Source organism: Komagataeibacter medellinensis NBRC 3288 (genome assembly GCF_000182745.2).
Classification (GTDB): Bacteria; Pseudomonadota; Alphaproteobacteria; order Acetobacterales; family Acetobacteraceae; genus Komagataeibacter; species Komagataeibacter medellinensis.
The window spans coordinates 625,384-648,848 of sequence record NC_016027.1; the positions used below are offsets into that span (position 1 = coordinate 625,384).

The window sequence follows — 23,465 nt, forward strand, 5'->3', positions numbered from 1 at the left end:
GTGCCGCCATGGCCATGCCCCGCCTGTCGCTGCGCAGCGCACGGCTGTTCATGGAAAACGCCTTCCTTGACCTGCTGGATATCCTCGCCTGGCAGGAAGGCGTGGCACCCGATGCGATCATCCTGCATCGCCATCACTTTAATGAGGGTTGCAGGGCGCAAACGGGCAGACCCGCGCCGGGACCACCGGCTGGCATGCCATAAAAGCATTGCATGCCAGCATTTTGCGCGCGAACCTGTCCCCGTCCGTGCCCTGCGCGGCCACGACTGGAGGAACGCCGCATGGAACCCACCCCCGCCTACCGCACGCTTGATGCGACAGCTATACGCGCACTGATCGCCAGCCTGCCCACCATTGCAGCGCGGCTTGGTGGCGCATCCACGCAGTGGCAGGTGCGTGAGGTCAGTGACGGCAATCTCAACAATGTGTTTCTGGTGGGCGGCCCGTCAGGCGAGGTCTGCTTTAAGCAGTCGCTGCCGCATGTGCGCGTGGACCCGTCATGGAAAATGCCGCTGGACCGCACGTTTTTCGAAGCGGAATGGCTGCGCGCCATCCAGCCGCTGGCAGGCGGGCTAACCACTGAATTCCTGCATTATGACCCGGACCTGTATGTTCTGATCGTGGAAAGCCTGTCCGGTCATACCGTGCTGCGCACCGCGCTGATGCAGGGCGCGCACTGGCCGGGGGTCGCACCCCGCATCGGCACGTTCGTGGCCCATGCCACCTTTGGCACCTCGCTGCTGGCCCGCCCGTTCGAGGATGTGTTTACCGCCCGCCGCCTGTTTGCTGCAAACCTGGCCCTGACCCGCATCACGCTTGACCTGGTGCTGGATGATCCCTACCGCGATCACCCGCGCAACCACTGGCACGACCCGGCCCTGACCCCTATCGTGCTGGATATCCGATCCAGTGCCGCGACGCTGCTGGCGGTGGAAAACCTGCGCCGTCGCTTCCTCTCTCAGCCGCAGGCGCTGCTGCATGGGGACCTGCATACCGGCTCGATCATGAGCACGGCGGACGATACCCGCGTGATCGACGGCGAATTCGCGGTCTATGGTCCCATCGGGTTTGATTGCGGCATGTTTGTCGGCAATCTCGTGCTCCATTACTTTGCCACGCCAGACAGGGCGGCACGCCAGGCCACGCTGCATGACATCGCGGCATTCTGGCACAGATTCCATGATGAATTCCTGGCATTGTGGATCAGTCATGATACCCCCCCGCCGGGCACGCTGCATCCGCTGGCCTATGGCCCGGCCGCAGACGTTGCCCGCCAGCGCTTCATGGATGAGATCATGGCCGACACCATCGGCTTTGCGGGGGTGGAAATCATCCGCCGCATCATTGGTTATGCCCACACGGCGGATTTCGATACGATTGCCGCCTCCCACCAGCGCGCAACCTGCCGCGCGGGCGCGCTGGGCTTTGCCTATTACGTGCTTGAGCATCTGGACCAGGTCCGCACGATGGCGGATTTCCTCCGCCATCTGGCCGAACATGACGGCACGGGGCTACTCGGTTCCGGTTAACGCCCGCCCTTTTCCACAAGCGCTGCCAGCCGTGCCATGGAGTGATGCAGGTCCGCCTCGATCGCATGCAGCGCGCGCGGGGCGGAAGGCGCGCCAAAATACCGCGCGAACGATATGGCGCACCCGGTCGTGCTGCGCGTCCTGTCCAGCCGGGCCGTGGGGTCGAAGGGCTGGATCATACGTGCAAACCATGCCTGCGGGTTATCCGCCCCATCCACGGTAAAGGTAAGGCGGGTGGGCGCGCCATCGCAGTTTGCCGCGCGCTCCACGCTCAGGCTGTGATAGAGGAAATCCTCCCCCTTCACGCTACGCGACAGGGGCAGTGCGCATGTCCCGTCCATACGCACCGACCCATCATGGGTCACGGCATGCCAGCCTGCGGCCGCGCCCTCCGCGCCGGGCTGGACGATCAGGTCCATATCATGGCCCGCCGTACCAGCCTGCACCACGGCCGCGATATGCGCCTGCGTCATCTCGCGCCGCTTCTCGCCACTGCTGCGCGGGCAGCGTTGCCACAGGCCCGTCGCATCAACCAGCCGCACCATGCCCTGCCGCCCCGCAGGTTTGCAGTTATCCAGAATCCACACATAGGTCGCGATGCCGGTATTGACAAACATGTCTGGCGGCAAGGCGATGAGGGTATCAATCAGGTCATGGTCCACCAGATGGCGGCGGATGGCGGATTCACCTGATTCCGCGCCTCCACCACCCAGTGCCGCGCCATGCGTGACCATACCGACCCGCGCGCCACCGTGTACGGGCTTTCGCATCTTGGCCAGCAGGTGCTGCAGAAACAGCATGGACCCATCCGCCACCCGCGGCAGACCAGCGGCGAAGCGCCCGGCCGCACCTGCGGCATGTTCGGCCTGAATGGCCGGGCGAATGCCGCGCCACTCCTGCCCGAAGGGGGGATTCGCCAGCATGCGGGCAAACCGGCGGCGGCTGTGATGGTCCGCCGCCAGCGTGTTGCCGGGCTGGATATGGGCCGGGTTACGCCCGCGCAGCAGCATGTCCGCCTGACATATGGCGCAGGCACGCGGGCTGATTTCCTGACCGAACAGATCCACCATCACGCCACGCGCGGCCAACCGGTCCGCCGCACGCCCCAGCAGCGCACCAGTACCCACCGCCGGATCATAAAGCGCATGCCCCGTGCCCGCACCATCGGGCGCAAAGACGAGATCGGTCATGAGGTCGCACACCTCGGGCGGGGTATAATGCGCGCCGGTGTCCTCGCTGCTGTCAAAATGATGGACCAGTTCCTCGAACAGCCGGGCCATGTCCTGGGTGCCGTATAGCGCCGGGGACAGGTCGAGTGCCGCAAAATGCGCCGCCACATCTCCCAGCACGCCCGCCCGTGCCAGACGGGGGGCGATCAGGTCCATCTCCATCCGTGTCATCATCCCGCGTACCGGTGCGGGCAGGCGTGCAATCAGTGTTTCCAGCCGGGCCTGCGGGCTGGCGGCCCGCGCCACTGCGGCCAGGGCCGCCACCGGGCGCCCGCGTGCCAGTTCCAGTCGGCGCAATACGGTAAAGGCCAGTATGACCGACCCGTATTCACCAGGCGGCACCACACCGCGCAGCCGTTCGGCAATGCGCCAGATGGCGGGAGCGGACAGCACGCCCTAACGGGCCTGCTCTTCCGCCGCTGCCGTGCGCCACAGCGAAAGCGCGACCGCAATCACCGTCGGACCAATAAACAGCCCCAGCAGGCCGAACATGTGCAGGCCACCCAGAATGGCGGTAAGCACCGCAAGGAAGGGAATGCTGGTACTGCCGCTGATCAGCTTGGGTCGGACAAAATGGTCCCCCGCGCCATAGGCGATGCTGCCGATCACGGTCACGATCACCGCCTGCGTCACGCCATTGGCGGCAAAGGTCATGAGCACGGTGGCGCATAGCAGGATCGGCCCACAGAAGGGGATGATGCTCACCACCGCCGTAAGCAGCGTAAGCAGCGCGGGGTGGGGAGTACCCGCGATGAAATAGCCGATCCCCACCAGCACACCCTGGCCCAGCCCCACCAGCACCAGTCCCGCCACCGTGCCACGTACGGCGCCCACGGTATTGCGGATCACGTCACGCGCGCGCGTGCCCAGAAAACGGCTACCCACGGCACGGATATCGGTCTGGAGTGTGCGTGAGGCGGCAAGGTAGAAATAGACCGACAGGGTGGCGATGACGAAGGTCTCGGTCATTTCCATCAGGCGGTGCGGCAGTTCCCGCCCGTCACCCGTAGCGAACATGCGCGAGGCGACGCTGGTCCAGTGGCGCAGTTCCGCAGGGTCGGACAGGTAATGTTGCCACAACCCGGCCAGACGCGGGCCGATGCGCGGAATTTCCGCCACTTGTGGCGAGAGCGGAATGCCATCATGCAGCGCGCCGCGCCCCCATGCCATGAGCGATGGCAGTTCCAGCCCCGCCCGGACCGCCATGGCGATCATGGGAACCGCCAGCAGCGCGAAAATGCCCGCCGCGATCAGTCCCGCCGCCATGCAGTTGCCCATGCCGCGCTGAACCAGCCTGCGATAGAGCGGATAGGTGGTGATGCTGAGGATACCCCCCCACACAAAGGCGAACAGAAAGGACTGTTCGATCCATGCGGAGAACAGCAGCACCGCACATACAAATATAAAGGTGCCGATATACTGGGTCCGGTTTCGGTTTTCATCCATAGGGCGGGATCTGTCCTGATTGTTGGGGTACCGGGCCACCACATGCCCGCACAATGCAATGTAACATAAACCGCCCGCCCGCTAAGGGTGATAATGGAACCCCGGCAGCGCGACAGGTGGCCACCATGGACACTGCCATACCTGCCTTGCCAACAGGTGAATGTCCGTATGCCTACACCCGTTTCAAGGGCGCATTCCGCTTACCCATGCACGGCGCAGGGCCGGGCGGTATTCCCGCAGCGTGACCTCCATGGCCGCACATGCCGCTTCGCACTTTGCCACGCGTGTCAGGCTGGCCCATGCCGTCCGGGCCGCCGCATGCTGGGCGGGCAGGGGAGGCAGCGACAGTTCGAGCGAGGCAAGGGTGGCCGTATCCACCTCCGCAAACACGCTGCCGCCCGCACGCTGGCGCAGGATAGGCGCATGGGCACGCAGGAGCAGGGCCGCATAATCCAACGCCACATCCGCCCCGCGCGGTACCAGCGCCTTGCATCCCTGGCTGACCGATACGGCACCCCGCAGCATGCCCACCCGGCCAACCGGTGCGCGGGTGGAGACCACCAGCGCGCCCGGCGGCACAAGCGTTGCCCGGCAGGCGGCAAGCCCCGCCGCACTCAGGCTGCGCGCGCCATGGTACAGCCAGGTGGGGGGGCCTGCGGGCAGGTCGGCAGGCGTAATCCAGGGGATGTCCCCGCCCCACAAAGGGTCTTGGTCCGTAGGGGGCGTGCCACCGCCCACAATGTCGAATAAACTGCCCAGCAACCGGGCCGTATGGCCGTGGCCGGGCTGCACGGCATGCCACAGGGCCGCATCGGCCTGCTCGCGCAGGAGCACCCTTTGCACCGACAGTTCATGCAACTGGCAGTCAATCCGTTCCAGCGCCCCATCGAGTTCCCGCGCAATGCGGCGCTGACTGTCCAGCGGCGGGCAGGGAACGGGCAGGCTGTTCATGCGCGCGCGCACAAGCTTGGGGCGTGTCGTCCCCTCCACATACCCGCCATAGGCGATGGTGTTGAGCGCATGGGCCACAAAGCGCCCATCCACACCCGCACGCGGGCGCAGCACATGTACATGATTGCCCGCCCAGAGCGGACCGTCATGGAAAAACGCCACATCACGCACAGGGTTAAGGAAGGGGGCGCAATCCTCCCCCAGCAGTACGAGGGGACCATCAAACAGGGCGCGGTCCACATGCCCCACCACCCCGCTGGCGCCATGATAGGGCACACTGCCCGGACAGCCCGCGCGCCGGGCGCGGCTGAGCGGGATGCGCCGGGCATCCAGACAGTCAACCAGCGCGCCCAGCGGCACGCATGGCCATGGCGCCACCCCTGTCGGCTGCCTGCCACCGTGTTCGTGCATTGGACAGTGGTGGCGACAAAAAGGGTTCAATGTCAATCAGGTCCGGTGCGTACTGGCAGTCCGCCGCCTGCTGGTATAGAGCTTGATGGGCCCGCACGGCCTGCGGGTACGGGACATGGCCATGCGGCGCCATGGATGATCAAAGGGTTTCATGACACGTCCAGACAGACCATTTGGTACGGAATTCCGCGCTATCCTTGCCATAGCCGGGCCAATGGGCCTTTCGCAGTTCGCACAGATGCTGATGGGGCTGACCGATAACGTGCTGCTGGGTGGCATCGGGGCGCAGGCACTGGCGGTGGGCGGACTTGCCACGGGCACGTTCTTCACGCTCAACGCCATCCTTGCCGCCATGATCGAGGCCGGGGGCATCCTGCTGGCCCAGGCGCGCGGGCGGGAAGACCATGCCAGCCTGGGCGGTATCATGACCTCCATGCTGGTGGTGGCAGGCGTGCTGTGCGTGCCGGAACTGTTCTGCCTTTACCATGTGGACCGGCTGCTGGCATGGCTGGGTGAACCCATGGCCATCCGCGCGCCGGTTACGGATTTCGTGCATATCCTGATGTGGGCAGCCCCCCCCGCGCTGATGGGGCAGGGCATCCTGTCCACTGCCCTGCCGGTCATGGGCGCGCAGGGCATCCTCATGCGTGTCATGCCCTGCATCATGGTGGCCAACGGGATACTGAACGCAGCACTGATCCATGGCTGGCTCGGGCTGCCCGCACTGGGGCTGCACGGTTCGGCCATCGCAACCGTGCTTACACTATGGTGCATGCCCATAGCCCTGCTCTGGCTTGCGGGGCGCAGGCCCGAACTGCGCCACGGCCTGTGCCCGCGCGCGCATGACTGGGGGCATACGCTGGCCCTGCTGCGCACCGGGCTACCCATGCTGGCAAGCGCCATGGCGGAGGTGACACTTTTCCAGACCAACAGCCTGGAAGCCGCGACCCTGGGCAGCAACGCGCTGGCCGCATTCCAGATCATGCTCGGGATCGGCATGCAGTCGTTCACGCTGTACATCGCGCTGGGACAGGCGTGCAACATACGTGTGGGTTACTGGACCGGGCAGGACAACCCCGCCATGATACGCCGTGCCGCAGGTGCCGGCATGGTGCTGGGCCTTGTATTGGGGGGGGCCGCAACCCTGCTGCTGGCGCTGGGTCGGCATGCCATCATCGGTTTTTACCTTGATACGGCGCTGCCCGAGAATGCACAGGCGATCCAGATCGCGCTGGGCGTGCTGCTGGTAGGCGCGGCCATACAGCTACCCGATGCCATACAGGCCATAGCCACCGGCGTGCTACGCGGGCAGGGGGATACCACCATTCCCATGGTGGTGGCTGTTGCCGGGTACTGGGGCATCGGCTTTCCAGCCGGGCTGTACCTGGCCTTTCATCATGGCACGGGGGCATGGGGGCTGTGGTGTGGCAATGGGATCGGGCTGGCATGCGTGTCCGTACTGCTATGCGCGCGCATCCTGTGGCGGCTGCGCAGGCGGCAGGCGGCGGGATAGGCAGACACCGCGCAGCCTACAGGCGCTTGTGCATTTCCTCACGGATGCTGTTGCACTTCTTGGTAAAGACACCCGCCTGCGAGGCGGTCATGAAATTGATCATGAATGCGCCGAGCAGCGAGCAGAAAGACAGGATAATCAGCACCCGGCCCATGAGCGATATGGTGCCCCCGTAATGCTCGGCCGAATACCATAGAAGCCCCAGACTGAGCACCGCGCCAAATACGCCCAGCACGCCGGTGGAGCGGATGAGGGATTCTTCCTCGCGGATGAAGGTGGAGGATTCCTGCCACAGCATGAACAGCTTGCGGTCCATTTCCTGCACGGCAGCCGCGTAGTCCGCGGCATCGTCGGGGTGCTGGTGCTCGGTGCCGCCGCGATGCAGTTCAAGTTCCTGCCTGGCCTTGGAAAAGACACGCCGACGTTCCTTGATAGCGGGTAGGCTGATGTCGACAAAGCTGAGAATGGCGACATTCAATCCCGCCGAAAGCTGGATGACCGCCTGGAAATCACCCCAGATCACAGGTTGCCCCCCAACATGGGTCGATAAGACTGCGCACGGTAGAAAATCCTGATAGGTTGGCCATTTCCAGCATATGCAGGCCGCAAGCCGGAACCCAGCGCGCCATGTGCCCGCTCAGCACGCCTGTGTTAAGGATTAACACGAAACGCCATGAATATCCATGTTCCCACCACCTATGAGATTTACCGCGGCTGGCAGTCCGTGCAGGGCAGCGGGCTTGAAATCGGCACAGCACTCCTGCTGGGGCTGAGCATGGCGTTCATGCTTGGCCTGCTTGCCTTCCTGCTGCCCATCTTTATTGCCTGTCAGCGCGGGGTGCACAACGCGGCGGTGGTGGCGGTAGTGAACTGCACGTTGGGCATGACCGGTATCGGCTGGGTCGTTGCCCTGGTCATGGCCTGCGTCATGGAAACCGACGCCCGTCGGCATGCTCGCCTGCGCCGGGCGGAACAGGCGACATTTCTGACCGTGCCCTGAAAGGGAGGGTCCAGACAACACCCTGATAAAAAAAGAATAAAAGTGTCTATATGTCGCCTTTTTTTTCAAAAAGGTGATGTTCTTTTAAGCTTTTTGAAAAAAGCTTCACCAAAAACTTCCGTTTTTTAAGAACGGATATGAAAACAGGGACACACCCTGCGGCATGCCCCCGTTCATGAACAATGCGAAGAGCGCGTTACTTACTGCTGCTTGTAAAGCAGGCGGGCACGCAGCGTGCCCTTGAGTGCCCGCAGGCTATCAAGAATGCGGTTGTCCTTTTCCACATCGCGGCCGGTATCGGCCTCGACCACCACATAACCCAGTTCCCCCGCCGTCTGCAGGTACTGCGCGGTCACGTTGCAGGCTTCGGAGGAAAAGATCTCATTGATCTTCAGCATGATGCCCGGCACGTTGTGGTGCACATGCATAAAACGCGTGCCATGCGGGTTTTCAGGCAGTTGCACGGTCGGAAAATTGACTGCGCCCAACGTGGAGCCAATATCGGAATATTCCACCAGCTTGCGCGCCACTTCCACGCCAATGCGCTCCTGCGCTTCTGCCGTGGAACCGCCGATATGCGGCGTCAGGATTACGTTGTCCAGGCCGCGCAGCGGGGTTTCCAGTGCTTCGCCCGCCTGCTTGGGTTCCTTGGGGAACACGTCGATCGCAGCGCCAAGCAGGTGACCATCCTTCAGGGCGGCGGCCAGCGCATCGAGGTCAACCACATTGCCGCGCGCGTTGTTGATGAGGAAGGAACCCTTCTTCATTGCGCGGATCTGGGCCTCGCCAATCATGCCTGCGGTCTCGGGGGTCTGGGGTACGTGCAGACTGACGACATCGCTCTGGGCCAGCAGGTGCTCCAGCGTATCGACCGGGGAGGCGTTGCCATGCACCAGCTTATCAATCACGTCATAGTAGAACACGCGCATGCCAAAGGCTTCGGCCAGCACGGAAAGCTGCGAGCCGATGGAGCCATAGCCCACGATGCCCAGCGTCTTGCCGCGCACTTCCCAGCTGTTGGTGGCGGATTTTTTCCAGATGCCGGCATTGCATTCTTCCGACTTGGGGAAGATACGGCGCATCAGCATCACGATCTCGCCCATCACCAGTTCGGCAACGGAGCGGGTGTTGCTGTACGGTGCGTTGAAGACCGGGATACCGGCTTCACGTGCGGCACCCAGGTCCACCTGGTTGGTGCCGATGCAGAAGCAGCCGATGGCGATCAGGCGGTCCGCCTTTTCAATCACCTCACGCGTAAGCTGTGTGCGTGAACGGATACCAACAATGTGCACGCCTTCAAGCGCCTTTTCCAGCGCTTCGCCCTCCAGGGCGGTCTTCAGGCGGGTTACGTTTTCGTACCCGTTATCCTTCAGCAGGTTGATGGCACTGTCATGTATGCCCTCAAGCAGCAGGATGCGGATCTTGTCCTTGGGAAGGGAAAGGTGGCCGTTTGGTTGGCTGGTCATGTCACGTGCTCCCGCGCTGGTACACTTGTACGGTGGGTCGTCCCTATCCGATTGGCCGCCCGCCCGCTAGGGGGAAAGATGCAGATTGCCGCACCGCGCCTATATGGCGGGCATGGACAGCAGGGCCGTAACGGAGGGCAGCAGGCAGCCATCACCCACTGCCAGCACCGTGCCATCACCATCGGCGCGCAGGGGACGGCCCGACCAGTCGGTCATACGCCCGCCAGCCCCTTCCACGATCGGCACAAGGGCGGCCCAGTCCCATATCTTCATGGTACATTCGGCAATGATGTCGATCTGCCCCAGCGCCAGCAGGCCATAGGCGTAGCAGTCTCCCCCCCAGCTCGTACGCTTTACCGCGCGCGCCAAAGACTCAAAGCCGGGTCGGTGCGGCGCATCAAGTATTTCCGGTGCCGTGCAGGACAGTTCGGCCGCTGCCACGTGCGCGCAAGTCCGTGTGGCAGGCGTGCCGGGCAGGGTGGACAGGTAGCGCGTGGGCGCGCCACGCAGGCCGACCCACCGCTCGCCCGTGACCGGCTGGTCAATCAGACCCAGAAGCGGCACATCGTTGTGCAGCAGGGCGATCAGCGTGCCGAAGGTGGGCCTGCCGGTAATGAAGGCGCGCGTGCCGTCAATCGGGTCGATTACCCAGCGATAAGGACTGTCGGCGCCCTCCAGCCCGAATTCCTCTCCCATCAGGCCAAAACCGGGCAAGCGTTCGGACAGGACGGCCCGAATCGTACGCTCGGCCGTGCGGTCGGCCATGGTGACGGGGCTGGCATCACCCTTGTCATCCGCGCGCACGCCCCGACGGAAGAAGGGCAGCACGACACTGCGCGCCACATCGGCTGCGGCCATGGCGGCCTCAAGCACCGCATCACGCGGGAAATCGGGGGGAAGGGCGGTCATTACGGCGTCTCCGGCTGTAGGCTGCGCAGATAGGCGATGACATCAGCCCGATCGGTATCGGATGCAATGCCGGGAAAGGACATCTTGGTGCCGGGCGCGTAATCCGCCGGCCCCTTCAACCAGTTGGACAGCGTGGTACTGGTCCACGTCTCGTCCTTGTGCGCCCTGAGCGCATCCGAGAAATCATAGCCCGGTATGTCGCCTATATGCGTGCCCGTCACGCCAAACAGGTTCGGCCCGATGATGGAGGGGCCACCGGGGGCCAGGCTATGGCACATCGCGCATTGCCGTTCGGCAATGGCACGGCCTTTGTCCACGCTAGCCTTGGCCACCAGGTCATCAATGGAAGCGCCCGATGGGGCGACAGGGTGGGGTATGGCAACACCCGGCCGGGCAGGCAGGGGTTCGGGCACCGCCGTATGGGCGATCCCCCAGCCCGCACCCACCGCCAATGCCGCGATGAGGCAGGCCACCCCGATCTGGTTGAGCTTTACGCTATCCATGGAACGCTGCCCCTTGTTTGCCGTGGTTGCATGAAAACCGCTCCTTACCTAGACTGCCGCGCGACCTGTGTGAAGCATGCAGGGCGCGCGACGGCGGCGGCCCTGCCACCGCGACAGATTATGGATGGCCCAGACCCAGATCCCATGAACCCCATTGTTCTGATTCCCGCCCGCATGGCCTCGACCCGCCTGCCGGGCAAACCCCTTGCCGACATTGCCGGCCGTCCCATGATCGTGCATGTGCTGCAACGCGCACAGGCGGCCGCAATCGGCCCCGTGGCCGTTGCCACAGCAGAGGCCGAAATTGCCGAAGTCGTGGAACGCGCGGGCGGCACCGCCATACTGACCGATGCCAGCCTGCCATCGGGTTCCGACAGGATCTGGCAGGCCCTGTGTCGACTGGATCCGGCGGGAAAGCATGACACCATCATCAACCTGCAGGGTGACCTGCCGGGAGTGGAGCCTGCGTGCCTGCGTGCCGTGCTGCGCCCGCTGGCCGATGGCACGACCGATATCGCAACCCTTGTCGCCCCGGTGCGCGACAGGGCAGAAGCCGAAGCGCCATCGGTGGTCAAGGTTGCATGCAGCCTTGCAGCCGAAGGGGATAATGACGTGACACGCGCGCTGTATTTCTCCCGCCTGCCCATACCATGGGGGCAGGGGCCGCTGTGGCATCATGTGGGCATTTATGCCTATCGCCGCGCGGCACTGGCCCGTTTTGTCAGCCTGCCCGAAAGCGGGCTGGAAAAGCGCGAGAAGCTGGAGCAGCTGCGTGCGCTGGAAGCCGGCATGACCATAGGCTGCGCGCGCATCGAGACCGCCCCTTTTGGCGTAGATACGCCCGCTGACCTTGAGCGCGCACGCATGGCGATGGGAACAATGGCATGAGCGCCCAGGGCATCATAGCCTTCCAGGGCCGTCCGGGCGCCTATTCGGACCTGGCATGCCGCACCGCGCGACCGGGCTGGACCACCCTACCATGCCAGACCTTTGCGCAGGCCATAGGTGCCGTGCATGATGGCCTGGCCGACGAAGCCATGCTGGCATGCGAAAACAGCCTGGCAGGCCGGGTGCCCGATATCCATGCCCTGCTGCCGCAGGCGGGGCTGTTCATTGTGGGGGAACATTTCCAGCGCGTGGAACACTGCCTGATGGGCATACCGGGCAGCACGCTGGCTGATGCCAGGCGGGTACATACCCACCCGGTGGCCATGGCACAGATACGCGACGTGATTGGCGAACTGGGGCTGGAACCCGTAGTGGAATTCGATACCGCAGGGGCGGCCGAAATGGTGCGCGGATGGGGGCGCAGGGAAGATGTGGCCGTAGCATCCGCTCTTGCGGCCGAGTTGAACGGGCTGGAAATCCTGCGTCGCAATGTGGAAGATGCTTCCCATAACACCACGCGCTTCTATATCGCCTCACGCAGGCCCGCAATGTTGCCACCGGCAGGGCCGGGCTACATGACCACACTGCTTTTCCGCCTCAACAACCATGCCGGCGCGCTGTACAAGGCGCTGGGCGGCTTTGCCACCACGGGCGTGAACATGACGCGGCTGGAAAGCTACATGCTGGAAGGCTCCTTCTCCGCCACGCAGTTCCTGCTGGATGTGGAAGGGCACCCTGAAGCTCCCCCGCTGGCACAAGCCCTGCGGGAACTCTCCTTCTTTGTACAGCAGCAGGAGATCCTGGGCGTCTATCATGCCTCTCCCTTCCGTCGCCAGACATGAGTGCCGGGTGCCACAGACTGTCAGCATGTTTTGCCCCCCACGGGGTATTGCCTGTATAGTGCGTGCAGCGCACAGGGCAGCCAGATCATACCGCGCAGGCGCCCGCCCGGTGGCGCCCGCATAGCCGAGACACAGGATCCAGGTGGAAACAACCATGTTCAAGGGTTCCATTACCGCCCTTCTTACCCCCATGAATAAGGATGGATCGCTGGATCTGCCCTCCATGGGCCGCTTCATCGACTGGCAGATCCAGCAGGGTACCGCTGCCGTGGTGCCGGTCGGTACCACGGGCGAGAGCCCGACGCTTACGCATGATGAACACGCAAAGGTCGTCGAGTTCACCATCAAATCCGCAGCCGGAAGGGTACCGGTCATCGCGGGTGCCGGCTCCAACAGCACGGCCGAGGCCGTGGCCCTGGCCCAGCAGGCCGAGCGCGCAGGCGCTTCCGCCGTGCTTGTGGTCACGCCTTATTATAACAAGCCGACACAGGAAGGGGTGTACCGCCATTTCATGGCCATTGCGGATGCGATCAGCATTCCCATCATCCTGTACAATATTCCCGGGCGTTCGATCATCGACATATCAGTCGAGACGATGGCCCGTCTGGCCCAGCATCCCAACATCATTGGGGTAAAGGATTCCACCACTAACCTCATGCGCCCACTGCAGGTTCGCCGGGCAGTGAAAAAGCCGTTCAACCAGATCTCGGGCGAGGACGGGACAGCCGTATCCTTCCTGGCCGCTGGCGGCGATGGCTGCATCAGCGTAACCGCCAATGTCGCACCCGCCCTGTGCGCACAGGCGCAGCAGAGTTGGGTAGATGGCAACGTGATGAACGCCATGGAACTGCAGGACCGTCTGTTGCCGCTGCATGATGCCCTATTTTGTGAAAGCAACCCCGTACCCGTAAAATTCGCAGCCAGCGTGCTGGGCCTGATGGGCGAGACCTGCCGCCTGCCGCTTGCCCCCCTGAGCGACGCGGGCCGCACGCAGGTCAAGGCAGCACTCGATGCCGTCGGGCTGCTAGGTTAGGCACATGGCAGCCAAGAGCAAGGGCAGCGGCATGATCTCCACCGGGATTGCCGCCCAGAACCGCAAAGGGCGCTTCAACTACACCATTGTCGAGACAGTGGAAGCGGGGCTTGTGCTGAAGGGGCCCGAGGTCAAGAGCCTGCGCATGGGCCGCGCCACCATAAACGAAGCCTATGCCGGGGAACGTAATGGTGAAATCTGGCTGATTAACAGCTACATTCCTGAATATCAGGGCGGTGTGCTGTCGCGTTTTGAACCCCGCGCCCCACGCAAACTGCTGCTGCACAAGAAGCAGGTAGACAAACTGCTAGGCGAGACCGCACGCAACGGCGTAACCCTTGTCCCGCTGGATATCCACTTCAACAGTCGCGGGCTTGCCAAGCTGACACTCGGCGTGGGTGAAGGCCGCAAAAAGGCCGACAAGCGTCAGGCTATTGCTGATCGTGACTGGGCACGCGACAAAGCCCGCCTGATCCGTAACAAGGGGCGCGATGACTAGGCCCATGGGTCGACGCCTCGTTACAGATCAGGGAATGGTTTTAAAATAATCCATTGTGAGAAAAGTTTTCAGGTGCCGTCTTCTTTCAAAAGGGCGGTGCTCCCTGAATCTTTCAACCGACAGTGCTGCGGCTTCCGGTTGAAAAACTTCTTTTCGGATACACATTCCTACCGTTTGCCCGATCAACCTTACCGTCGCCATTAAGGCAGACAGGAAAAACGGTCAGGCACCCGATATTCCAGGCAGGGCCTGCACAAAACGCATTGCCGTTACAAACCGGACAATAAAAAACAGGGCCACCCGTGCGGGATGGCCCTGTTTCCTTATCCCTTCATCCCCTTCCACAATTGGCGGAAAGGGGGAGGGGAGCAATCAGTCAACCGACAGTGCTGCGGCTTCCGGGCCTTTCTGGCCTTCGACCACCTGCACATTTGCCGTCTGGCCCTCCGTCAGGCCGGACAGGCCCGAACGCTCCAGAGCGGAAGCATGGACAAAAATGTCCTTGCCGCCATTTTCCGGCGTGATGAAGCCAAAGCCCTTGGTAGCGTTGTACCACTTGACCGTACCACGCATATCCTGGGCATGGGACAGGTCGGGCGTGGGACGACCGGAGCGGGAGAAGCCGCCGCGGGGCGCACCGCCTGCTGCACCGAATCCTGCCGGGGCACGCGGGCGCTCGGGCTGTGCCGTGCTTTCGTCAACGGAAAGGACAGCGGCAACCTGGCGACCCTTGGGGCCCTGACCGATCTGCACCACCAGCGTGGTACCGGGGGCTACCGTGGCATGGCCGGTGGGATTCAGGGCATTGGCGTGCAGGAACACGTCACCTGATCCATCGGACAGCTCGACAAAGCCGAAGCCCTTCTCGCTGTTGAACCACTTTACAGTGGCGCTGATTTCCGGCCCGGAAGCGACGATCTGCGGACCACCACCTCCACCACCAAAGGAGCGGCGCGGCGGCGGGGCGCTGCTGCGGTCACCAAATGAAGGCGACGACATGAAATCGTCGTCAAACCCGCCGCGGCGCGGGGAGCGGGAGCTGCGGTCGGTCCTGTTACTTCTCAACGGTCGTAATCCCGAGGTCTAGGTGGTGGCTGTCCCTTTTCGGGACATCACCGAATGAAAGCACGTTTGCGGGATAGAAACTGGCCTGACTGGCGTTAACCGCAGATGCGGGTGGACCCGGTTCAGAAAAACAGTCTCTAACTCCTGCGGTGACCCTAGCATAAATCGCATCGGCATCAACAACACCAAAGCATATTCCGCATGGTGGTTGCCACACGAATTTTCATTCTGAACAGTTTGTGAGGGGCAGGGATGCAAAAACATGTCATCACAAAGGTGCAAATTAAATTCAACAATCATCCTTGCATTTTATTCTCACTCGCACATTATCAGGCGCAGGTACTGTCTTGAGCCCTTGATTCCTGCTGGTAAGAACGCCCCCATGTCCAATGTCACCCCTCCCCGGCGCGGTCGGGGCCGACCGCCCAAAACCGCCCGCGCGCCCGAAGGCACGCGCGCCATGCTGGTGCGTGCAGGGGTGGAGTTATTGACGGAAAAAGGCTTTTCCTCCACCTGCGTGGATGACGTGCTGAACGCCACGGGCATTTCAAAAGGGTCGTTCTATTACTGCTTCAGCAGCAAGGAAGAATTCGGTCAGGCCCTGATCGGATATTATGCCGATTATTTCAATGCCAAGCTGGACCTGTGGCTGACCGACGCGAAGGAACCCCCGCTGCAACGCCTGCTCAATTTCATGCACGATGCGAAAGGGGGCATGGAGCAGTACAATTTCCGGCGCGGATGCCTGATCGGCAATCTCGGTCAGGAAATCGATATCATTCCCGATTCGTTCAATGGCCTGCTCCTTACCATCATGCAGGGGTGGGAACAGCGGGTAGCCGACTGCCTGCTTGATGTTTTCGCCCCCCGTCCCACACCGGAACAAAAGCGGCTGTGCACCGGCCTTGCACGCTATTTCTGGATCGGATGGGAAGGGGCGGTATTGCACGCGCGCATGGCGCATGATGCCACCCCGCTGGACCTGTTCACCAGCTTCTACCTTGCCCAGACAGCACAACAGCTCGGGGTCAGCCTGCCGGTGGCGGCAAAGCCTAGCCTGCGCGTATCGCCCGCACGGCCCGTGCACGCGAAAACAATTCAAGCAGCAAGCTGACGGCAGGCTCACGGGCCTGCAGGGCAGGGGGGCGCTGACCGGGCGGGGTATCAACCAGCCGCCGTGCATCCTGGGCCGCCAGGGTCAGCAGCATGTCCACATGCAGGGGGCTGGCCAGCCGCAGGTCCGGCATGCCCGACTGCCGCCGACCCGCCACGTCACCGCCGCCACGCAGGCGGAAATCCTCATCGGCGATTAAGAAACCATCCTCCGTCTCACGTAATAGCGCCAGCCTGCGGCGTGCGGTCTGGCCCAGCGCGCTGTCATGCAGCAGAAGGCAGTAGGATTCCGCCAGCCCACGGCCCACGCGGCCACGCAACTGATGCAACTGGGCCAGGCCAAACCGCTCGGCATGCTCGATGATCATGACGGTGGCATCGGGAATATCCACTCCCACCTCGATCACGGTGGTAGCAACTAGGATACGGGTCCGGCCCTGTGCAAAATCGGCAATGGCCTGCTCGCGCAGCGTAATATCCTGCTGGCCATGGGCAAGCCCCACGGCCTGTGTCCCAAAATGCGCGCCCAAGGCTTCGTGTCGGGCTTCGGCTGCGGCGATGTCGGTCGTCTCGCTCTCGCTCACCAGCGGGCAGACCCAGAATATACGCGCGCCACGGGCCAGCGCACGCTCCATGCCCGCCAGCAGTTCCCCCATGGCCGAAAGCGCATGCAGCGACGTGCGCACCGGCTTGCGGCCTGCCGGTTTTACATCCAGCCGGCTGACCTGCATGTCCCCCCACTGCGTCAGCAGCAGGCTGCGCGGAATGGGGGTGGCGGTCATGACCAGAACATCGGTCTGGGGGCCTTTTTCGCCCAGCATGGCGCGCTGTTCAACGCCAAAACGATGCTGCTCGTCAATCACGGCAAGGGCAAGATCATGGAACACCACACTTTCCTGAAACAGGGCATGTGTGCCGATAACCAGTCGCGCCGTACCATCGGCAATCCGCGCCAGCGCCTCCCGCCGGGCCTTACCCTTCACGCTGCCGCTCAGAAAGGCCACGGACACGGGGGACAGGCGCTCAAAAGTTGCCAGATGCTGGCGGGCCAGAATTTCGGTCGGAGCCATAAGGGCGGCCTGATGACCAGCTTCCACCGCACCCAGCATGGCCTGCAAAGCGACCAGCGTCTTGCCCGCGCCCACATCCCCCTGCAACAGGCGCGTCATCTGGCGCGGGGCTGCCAGATCGGCATCAATTTCCGCCAGCGCGCGTACCTGTGCCGTGGTCGGCTCATGCCCGAAACGCGACAGCACCACCCGCCGCAGGCTGCCATCGCCCACAACCGCACGCCCCGGCCGCAGGCGGTTAAGCCTGCGTGCCTGCGCCATAGCCACCTGCTGGGCCAGCAGATCATCACACGCCAGCCGCGCACGGGCCCGTTCGGATGCGGCTACCAGCGCATCGCCCTCCAGCAGGTCGGGCATATCGCACGGGCGGTGCAACGTGCGCAGCGCATCCTCGAACCCTGGCCACCGGCGCTGCTTCAGCACGCTGGTATCCTGCCATTCGGGCAGGGGGGGGAAGATATCGAACGCTGCGCGGATGGCAGCACGCACCTGGCTGGCAAACAGCCCGGCCGTAAGCGGCCAGACCGGGTCCAACAGCGGAATTTCCGACATGCGGGCGGCGGGTACGACATAATCGGGATGGGCCATGTTCAGCCGTTCACCAAAACGTTCCAGCGTGCCTGATACGCATATCTCCTGCCCCGCTTCCAGCCTGCGGGCCTGATGGGGGGAAAAGAATACCAGGTCCGCATCCGCCGTACCATCGGTCACGCCCACCCGCCATGGCCGCTTGCCCCTGCCGCCACCAGGCGCAGGCGGCACGACGCGCGTGACCGTGACATGCAGGGTACACACACGTCCCGTTTCCGCCTGCCCAAGGTTGGGGCGGTACCGCCGATCTACAACCGATTCCGGCAGATGAAACAGAAGGTCGATCACCCGCCCGCCACCAGCCACCCGCGCCAGCAGCTTTGCCGTGGCGGGCTTTACCCCCTTCAGCGTCTCCACCCCCGCAAGCAGCGGGGCAAGAAGGGAATTGGTGGGCGGGAAGGCGGTATCGGACACGCGACGGTTCATCCTGCGGGGTGGCATGCTGGTCTTGCGGGCTGACAGATGCCCGCATGAGGGCTATAGGACACCTGCGCCACGGAACAAAACACAACCATACATTACAGGGGTGGAACGCAATGGAAGCCAGAACGCCTGACCTCTCCCGTCTCGATACACGACGCCGGAAGATCTATTACCGCGCCACGCATCGTGGCACACATGAGACCGACGTGCTGATTGGCGGCTTTGTCGCCCCCCGGCTGGAAGGCATGACCGAAGCCCAGCTTGATGCGCTGGAAGCAGTGATGGACCTGCCCGATGCCGATCTGGCCGACTGGCTGAGCGGTCGCCGCCCCGTGCCGGAGAGTCTGAATACCCCCATGATGCGCGAAATCATGGCCGATGCGACCGACCCCGCCCGTCTGGCCGCGATCCGGGGCGGAAAATGAACACGACGGCAGGCTTTTCGCTGGCACCCGATGCACCTCTGCCCGTATGGGGCGTGCCGGACGGGTATGACGCTTTCCTGATCGCACGCAGGCTGCGCGAGGGGCCTGGCCCGGTGCTGCATGTCTGTCGTGATGATGCGGGCCTGGCCCGTATTGCCGAGCAGTTGGCCTTTGTGGCGCCGGATGCCGAAATCCTGCGTTTTCCCGGCTGGGACTGCCTGCCGTATGACCGTGTCTCCCCCAATCCCGCCATTGTGGCGGAACGGGTGGCCACCCTGACCCGCCTTCTGGAAAAGGCGACTGCCCCCCGCATCGTGCTGACCACGGTAATGGGGCTGATCCAGCGTGTGGCCCCGCGCGCCGCCTTTGCCGGGCAGTCGATCACCATCAGAACAGGCGAAAGCCTGGATGCGCCATTCCTGATGGAACTGCTGATCGCGCATGGATACAACCGCACCGACACGGTGATGGAACAGGGGGAGTTTGCCACCCGCGGCGGCATTTTTGATATTTTCCCCGCAGGCGACAGTGAACCGGTGCGTCTTGACCTGTTTGGGGACGAGGTGGAAAACATCCGCCGCTTCGACCCCGGAACCCAGCGCTCGACCGCGAAGATCGACAGCCTGACCATGCGGCCGGTAGCGGATTTCAGCCTCGATCCCGCCAGTATCTCGCGTTTCCGCACCAGCTGGCGCGACCTGTTCGGGCCTGCCGCCGCCAGTGACCCGCTTTACCAGCATATATCCGATGGCCGACGCCATGCGGGGATGGAACACTGGTTGCCGCTGTTCCATGAACAGATGGAAACGCTGGTGGACTACCTGCCCGGTGTGTCCATATCACTGGCCAACCAGGCGGAAGAGGTGCTGGTCACCCGCCTGGAAATGATTGCCGACCATTATGATGCCCGCAGGCAGCCCACGCGCGAAGGCGAGGTGCCCTACCGCCCGCTGCCGCCTCACCTCATGTATCTCGACCGCAAGGGGTGGGATGCGATAATTGCGGGCCGCAAGGCCGTAGTGTTCATGCCCTTTGCCCAGCCTGACGGCGCACCGGGCATGGATGCGGGCGGCAGGCCCGGACAGATGTTTGCCAAGACCGTGACCGAGGGACGTGAAAACGTCTTCCCCATGCTGCATGCACGGGTGGAAGAATGGTCGCAGACCGGCAGGCGCGCCTATGTCACGGCGTGGAGCAGGGGTTCATGCGAACGCATTGGCGTGCTGCTGCGTGAATACCGCCTGCCGGTGCAGACCTATACCACGTGGAAAGAAGCGCAGAAGCTCAGGCCCGGCACCGTCGGCCTGCTGACGCTGGGGCTGGACCGTGGCTTCGTTGCGGACAATGTGGCGTTTGTGTCCGAACAGGACCTGCTGGGTGAGCGGATTTCCCGCCCGCCGCGCCGCCGCAAGAAGGCTGACCAGTTCATATCCGAAGCATCGGAAATTGCCGAAGGCGACCTGATCGTGCATCAGGATTACGGCATCGGCCGCTATGACGGGCTGGAGACGATTGGTGTGGGCACAGCGCCCCATGACTGTCTGCGCCTGATCTATGACGGCAATGAGAAGCTGTTCCTGCCGGTGGAGAACATCGAACTGCTCAGCCGCTTTGGCTCCGATCAGGCCCATGTGGCGCTGGACAAGCTGGGCGGCGTGTCATGGCAGTCGCGCAAGGCGAAGATGAAGCAGCGCATCCGCGACATGGCGGGTGAACTGATCCGCACGGCCGCAGCCCGCGCCCTGCGCGAAGCCCCGGCCATTACACCAGAAGACGGGATGTGGGACGAATTCTGCGCCCGCTTCCCCTTTGTCGAGACCGAGGATCAATCCCGCGCCATTGCCGACGTGCTGGATGACATGGCATCGGGCAGGCCGATGGACCGGCTGGTCTGTGGCGATGTGGGCTTTGGCAAGACCGAAGTCGCGCTGCGAGCCGCCTTCGTCGCCGCCATGTCGGGTGCACAGGTGGCGGTGGTGGTGCCAACCACGCTGCTGGCCCGACAGCATTACCGCACGTTCTCCGCCCGCTTTAACGGGCTGCCGGTCAATGTGGCACAGCTTTCGCGCATGGTCACGCCCAAGGAAGCGACCGCCGTGCGCAAGGGGCTGACCGATGGCACGGTCAATATCGTGATCGGCACACATGCGCTGCTGGCCAAAACGGTCAAATTCGCCGATCTCGGCCTGCTGATCGTCGATGAGGAGCAGCATTTTGGCGTGGCCCACAAGGAAAAGCTCAAGGCGCTGCGTGAGGACGTGCATGTGCTCACCCTTTCCGCCACCCCGCTGCCACGCACGTTGCAACTGGCGCTGACCGGTGTACGGGAAATGAGCCTGATCGCCACGCCGCCTACCGACCGGCTGGCGGTACGCACCTTCATCATGCCATTCGACAGCGTGGTGATCCGCGAGGCGATCCAGCGCGAACGCTTTCGTGGCGGGCAGGTGTTCTGTGTCGTGCCGCGTATCGAAGATCTGGACCGCATGGCCACGCGCCTGCATGAAATCGTGCCTGATGCCCGACTGGTACAGGCCCATGGTCGCCTGACGCCAACCGAGCTGGAACGGGTAATGACCGAGTTCAGTGACGGCAAATATGACATCCTGCTGTCCACCAACATCGTGGAAAGCGGGCTGGACATGCCTGCGGTCAATACTCTCATCATCCACCGCGCCGACATGTTCGGGCTGGGACAGCTGTACCAGCTGCGTGGGCGCGTGGGCCGTGGCAAGCAACGCGGCTATGCCTACCTTACGTGGCCGCAGACACATGTGCTCTCGGCTGCGGCGCAGAAGCGGCTGGAAGTCATGCAGACACTGGATACGCTGGGCGCGGGCTTCACGCTGGCTTCTCACGACCTTGACCTGCGTGGTGCGGGCAACCTGCTGGGCGATGAGCAGTCGGGCCATATCCGTGAAGTAGGCATCGAACTGTACCAGCAGATGCTGGAAGATGCGGTGGCCGACCTGCGCACGGAAAAAGGGCGGCGCAGGCTGTTGGACCGTGACTGGACGCCCAACATCATCCTTGGGCTGCCGGTACTGATCCCGGACACCTATGTCACCGACCTGCCCGTGCGCCTTGGCCTGTACCGCCGCATTGCGGCACTGGCCAACGATGCGGAGGTCGAGGCAATGGAGGCCGAACTGGTGGACCGCTTCGGCACGCTACCGGACGAAGTACGCAACCTGCTGGATGTCGTCACCCTCAAGCGTATGTGCCGTGAAGCAGGCGTGGAACGGCTTGAAGCAGGTCCCAAGGGTATGGTCATCCAGTTCCGTGGCAACACGTTTGCCAACCCAGCGGGACTGGTGGCGTGGATTGCAAAGCAGAAGGAAGCCAATGTCCGCCTGCGTCCCGACCACAAGCTTGCAATCATACGTGAAATGACCAATGCCCAGCGGATCGCGCAGGCCCGCAAGGTGCTTGCCGCACTGGTTCATATGGTGCAGGCAGACGCAGGCGTATCAGCCTGACCCCGGCGGAAGGGCCATATTACCTGTTCCACACGGGCAGGGGTTAAGGGAGCGTTGGGGCAGATGCCTGACAGGCCAGTATGGCCCGTCAGGCTTCGCACTGCCGTTTTAACGAATGGGCAGGGGGATGTGATTGACGGTCATGACCCCACCCTCCCAGCTGACATCCCATGATGTGCCGCCCGATGCCGCCTTGTGCCCGAACAGCTTGGCCAGCACCAGCGCGGCACTGGCCCGTGTCTGACCCGCATTGCGCAGGGTATCGATCACGGCGTCAAGGTTCTGCACCTGTATATGTCCCGTGGCGGAGGATGCATCGGTATTGCCCGTCAGGTTGGCATCCCCGTTACCGGTAACCTGCATGCTTCCGCGCTGAGCGTTCAGCGAGGAGACATGCAGTGGCACCATGATATTGTGCGCCGGGTGCCCGGTAATGGCAGTGGCCAGAGACACCAGTGCCGAACCGGGAACAGAGGCATTGGCCGTAGCCTGCTGAGGCAGGGCACTAGCCAGCAGAATATTGTGGGTGCCGGTTATACCAACGCCCTGCGTATCAAGTGTAAGGGTTGAGGGCGTGTCGTCGCTTCTGGCACCGCCCAGATGCAGATGCGCACGACGAAAGGACAGTTTTGTCGCCCCGCTGGTCAACTGGCCGTCCTGCCATATCAGGTCATAGCTGTGGCCCGCGCGCAGCCCCTCCATGATGGGGGTCGCGGCGGCGGCAAAGTAATCCTGCGCGCACCCTTCCGAATGATGGCCGGTTAGGGTGGCCAGCAGCACGAGGGAGGCGACATCCTCCATATCCCGCAGGGCCTGGGGGTCCAACCCCGTGCCGGTGGCCGTAATGTCACCCGCGTGGAACGTCCGCTGGGCATCGCCCGCAAGCGACAGGTCATAGCCATGCCCGGCCAATGATCCCGCCCCATGTGGCTGGCTGCTGGCCACCACCACATGAGCACAGGTTGCAGGCAGGGCAGTTGCCCGCGCCACCCCGATACAGGACAAGGCGGCAATGGCGGTGGTAAGGAGGAATGTCTTCATTTGCGCTACAAGTTGGCGTGATTATACGACAGATGCAAT

21 protein-coding genes are annotated in these 23,465 nt (G+C 63.2%); 11 read left to right on the top strand and 10 right to left on the bottom strand.

What is annotated here, in order from left to right; genetic code table 11:
* Positions 1-8: 8 nt before the first annotated feature.
* Together GLX_RS02805 and mtnK are read left to right on the top strand one after the other, a co-directional pair.
* Positions 9-203, top strand: coding sequence for a hypothetical protein (locus GLX_RS02805; RefSeq protein WP_041247119.1), 195 nt, complete (start codon positions 9-11; stop codon positions 201-203).
* A gap of 78 nt (positions 204-281) precedes the next feature.
* The gene (gene mtnK, locus GLX_RS02810; RefSeq protein WP_041247120.1) at positions 282-1,529 is read left to right on the top strand and encodes an S-methyl-5-thioribose kinase; all 1,248 of its coding nucleotides are present in this window, start codon (positions 282-284) and stop codon (positions 1,527-1,529) included.
* Here the strand turns inward: mtnK and GLX_RS02815 are convergent.
* The 3 genes from GLX_RS02815 to GLX_RS02825 all read right to left on the bottom strand — a co-directional run bounded on the left by GLX_RS02815 (position 1,526) and on the right by GLX_RS02825 (position 5,533).
* Entirely contained in the window at positions 1,526-3,151 is a 1,626-nt protein-coding gene (locus tag GLX_RS02815) for a class I SAM-dependent DNA methyltransferase (protein WP_014104521.1), read from the bottom strand. The genes mtnK and GLX_RS02815 overlap by 4 nt on opposite strands.
* Before the next feature lie 3 nt (positions 3,152-3,154).
* Positions 3,155-4,204 (bottom strand): AI-2E family transporter, encoded by a 1,050-nt coding sequence (locus GLX_RS02820; protein WP_041247121.1) that lies wholly within the window; start codon positions 4,202-4,204, stop codon positions 3,155-3,157.
* A 183-nt stretch (positions 4,205-4,387) separates the two neighbouring features.
* Positions 4,388-5,533: a restriction endonuclease subunit S gene (locus GLX_RS02825; RefSeq protein ID WP_041247122.1), complete on the bottom strand. Its 1,146-nt coding sequence runs from the start codon at positions 5,531-5,533 to the stop codon at positions 4,388-4,390.
* Positions 5,534-5,717: 184 nt separating this feature from the next.
* On the opposite strand from GLX_RS02825, the gene GLX_RS02835 reads away from it, so the two are divergent.
* A complete protein-coding gene (locus GLX_RS02835) occupies positions 5,718-7,079 on the top strand; it encodes an MATE family efflux transporter (protein WP_014104524.1) in 1,362 nt (453 codons plus the stop codon).
* Positions 7,080-7,095: 16 nt separating this feature from the next.
* On the opposite strand, the gene GLX_RS02840 is transcribed toward GLX_RS02835, so the two are convergent.
* Complete coding sequence (locus GLX_RS02840) at positions 7,096-7,602, bottom strand: hypothetical protein (RefSeq protein WP_014104525.1); 507 nt, start codon at positions 7,600-7,602, stop codon at positions 7,096-7,098.
* Positions 7,603-7,752: 150 nt separating this feature from the next.
* Here GLX_RS02840 and GLX_RS02845 point away from each other — a divergent pair, with 150 nt between their 5' ends.
* Complete coding sequence (locus GLX_RS02845) at positions 7,753-8,079, top strand: superinfection immunity protein (protein WP_014104526.1); 327 nt, start codon at positions 7,753-7,755, stop codon at positions 8,077-8,079.
* 200 nt (positions 8,080-8,279) lie between these two features.
* Here GLX_RS02845 and serA read toward each other — a convergent pair whose 3' ends face one another.
* The 3 genes from serA to GLX_RS02860 form a co-directional block, all read right to left on the bottom strand.
* Positions 8,280-9,545, bottom strand: coding sequence for a phosphoglycerate dehydrogenase (gene serA, locus GLX_RS02850; protein WP_014104527.1), 1,266 nt, complete (start codon positions 9,543-9,545; stop codon positions 8,280-8,282).
* Positions 9,546-9,644: 99 nt separating this feature from the next.
* Entirely contained in the window at positions 9,645-10,454 is an 810-nt protein-coding gene (locus GLX_RS02855; protein WP_014104528.1) for an inositol monophosphatase family protein, read from the bottom strand.
* Complete coding sequence (locus GLX_RS02860; RefSeq protein ID WP_014104529.1) at positions 10,454-10,957, bottom strand: c-type cytochrome; 504 nt, start codon at positions 10,955-10,957, stop codon at positions 10,454-10,456. The genes GLX_RS02855 and GLX_RS02860 overlap by 1 nt, the downstream gene beginning before the upstream one ends.
* A gap of 144 nt (positions 10,958-11,101) precedes the next feature.
* Here GLX_RS02860 and GLX_RS02865 point away from each other — a divergent pair, with 144 nt between their 5' ends.
* From GLX_RS02865 to smpB, 4 genes are all read left to right on the top strand, one after another.
* Positions 11,102-11,845 (top strand): 3-deoxy-manno-octulosonate cytidylyltransferase, encoded by a 744-nt coding sequence (locus GLX_RS02865; protein ID WP_041247124.1) that lies wholly within the window; start codon positions 11,102-11,104, stop codon positions 11,843-11,845.
* Complete coding sequence (locus GLX_RS02870) at positions 11,842-12,687, top strand: prephenate dehydratase (RefSeq protein WP_014104531.1); 846 nt, start codon at positions 11,842-11,844, stop codon at positions 12,685-12,687. Before GLX_RS02865 ends, GLX_RS02870 begins: the two co-directional genes overlap by 4 nt.
* A gap of 154 nt (positions 12,688-12,841) precedes the next feature.
* A complete protein-coding gene (dapA, locus tag GLX_RS02875) occupies positions 12,842-13,720 on the top strand; it encodes a 4-hydroxy-tetrahydrodipicolinate synthase (RefSeq protein ID WP_041247591.1) in 879 nt (292 codons plus the stop codon).
* A gap of 4 nt (positions 13,721-13,724) precedes the next feature.
* Entirely contained in the window at positions 13,725-14,219 is a 495-nt protein-coding gene (smpB, locus tag GLX_RS02880) for an SsrA-binding protein SmpB (RefSeq protein ID WP_014104533.1), read from the top strand.
* A 372-nt stretch (positions 14,220-14,591) separates the two neighbouring features.
* Here smpB and GLX_RS19185 read toward each other — a convergent pair whose 3' ends face one another.
* Positions 14,592-15,284, bottom strand: coding sequence for a cold-shock protein (locus tag GLX_RS19185; protein ID WP_014104534.1), 693 nt, complete (start codon positions 15,282-15,284; stop codon positions 14,592-14,594).
* A 382-nt stretch (positions 15,285-15,666) separates the two neighbouring features.
* On the opposite strand from GLX_RS19185, the gene acuR reads away from it, so the two are divergent.
* Complete coding sequence (gene acuR, locus GLX_RS02890; protein WP_041247125.1) at positions 15,667-16,398, top strand: acrylate utilization transcriptional regulator AcuR; 732 nt, start codon at positions 15,667-15,669, stop codon at positions 16,396-16,398.
* Here the strand turns inward: acuR and recG are convergent.
* Positions 16,337-18,484 (bottom strand): ATP-dependent DNA helicase RecG, encoded by a 2,148-nt coding sequence (gene recG, locus GLX_RS02895; protein WP_041247126.1) that lies wholly within the window; start codon positions 18,482-18,484, stop codon positions 16,337-16,339. The two genes, acuR and recG, sit on opposite strands and share 62 nt — an antisense overlap.
* Before the next feature lie 110 nt (positions 18,485-18,594).
* Here recG and GLX_RS02900 point away from each other — a divergent pair, with 110 nt between their 5' ends.
* On the top strand, positions 18,595-18,906 hold the full coding sequence (locus GLX_RS02900; RefSeq protein ID WP_041247127.1) for a succinate dehydrogenase assembly factor 2: 312 nt from the start codon (positions 18,595-18,597) through the stop codon (positions 18,904-18,906).
* Positions 18,903-22,385: a transcription-repair coupling factor gene (mfd, locus tag GLX_RS02905; protein WP_014104538.1), complete on the top strand. Its 3,483-nt coding sequence runs from the start codon at positions 18,903-18,905 to the stop codon at positions 22,383-22,385. Before GLX_RS02900 ends, mfd begins: the two co-directional genes overlap by 4 nt.
* 108 nt (positions 22,386-22,493) lie before the next feature.
* On the opposite strand, the gene GLX_RS02910 is transcribed toward mfd, so the two are convergent.
* Entirely contained in the window at positions 22,494-23,426 is a 933-nt protein-coding gene (locus tag GLX_RS02910; protein WP_014104539.1) for a hypothetical protein, read from the bottom strand.
* Positions 23,427-23,465 lie beyond the last annotated feature (39 nt).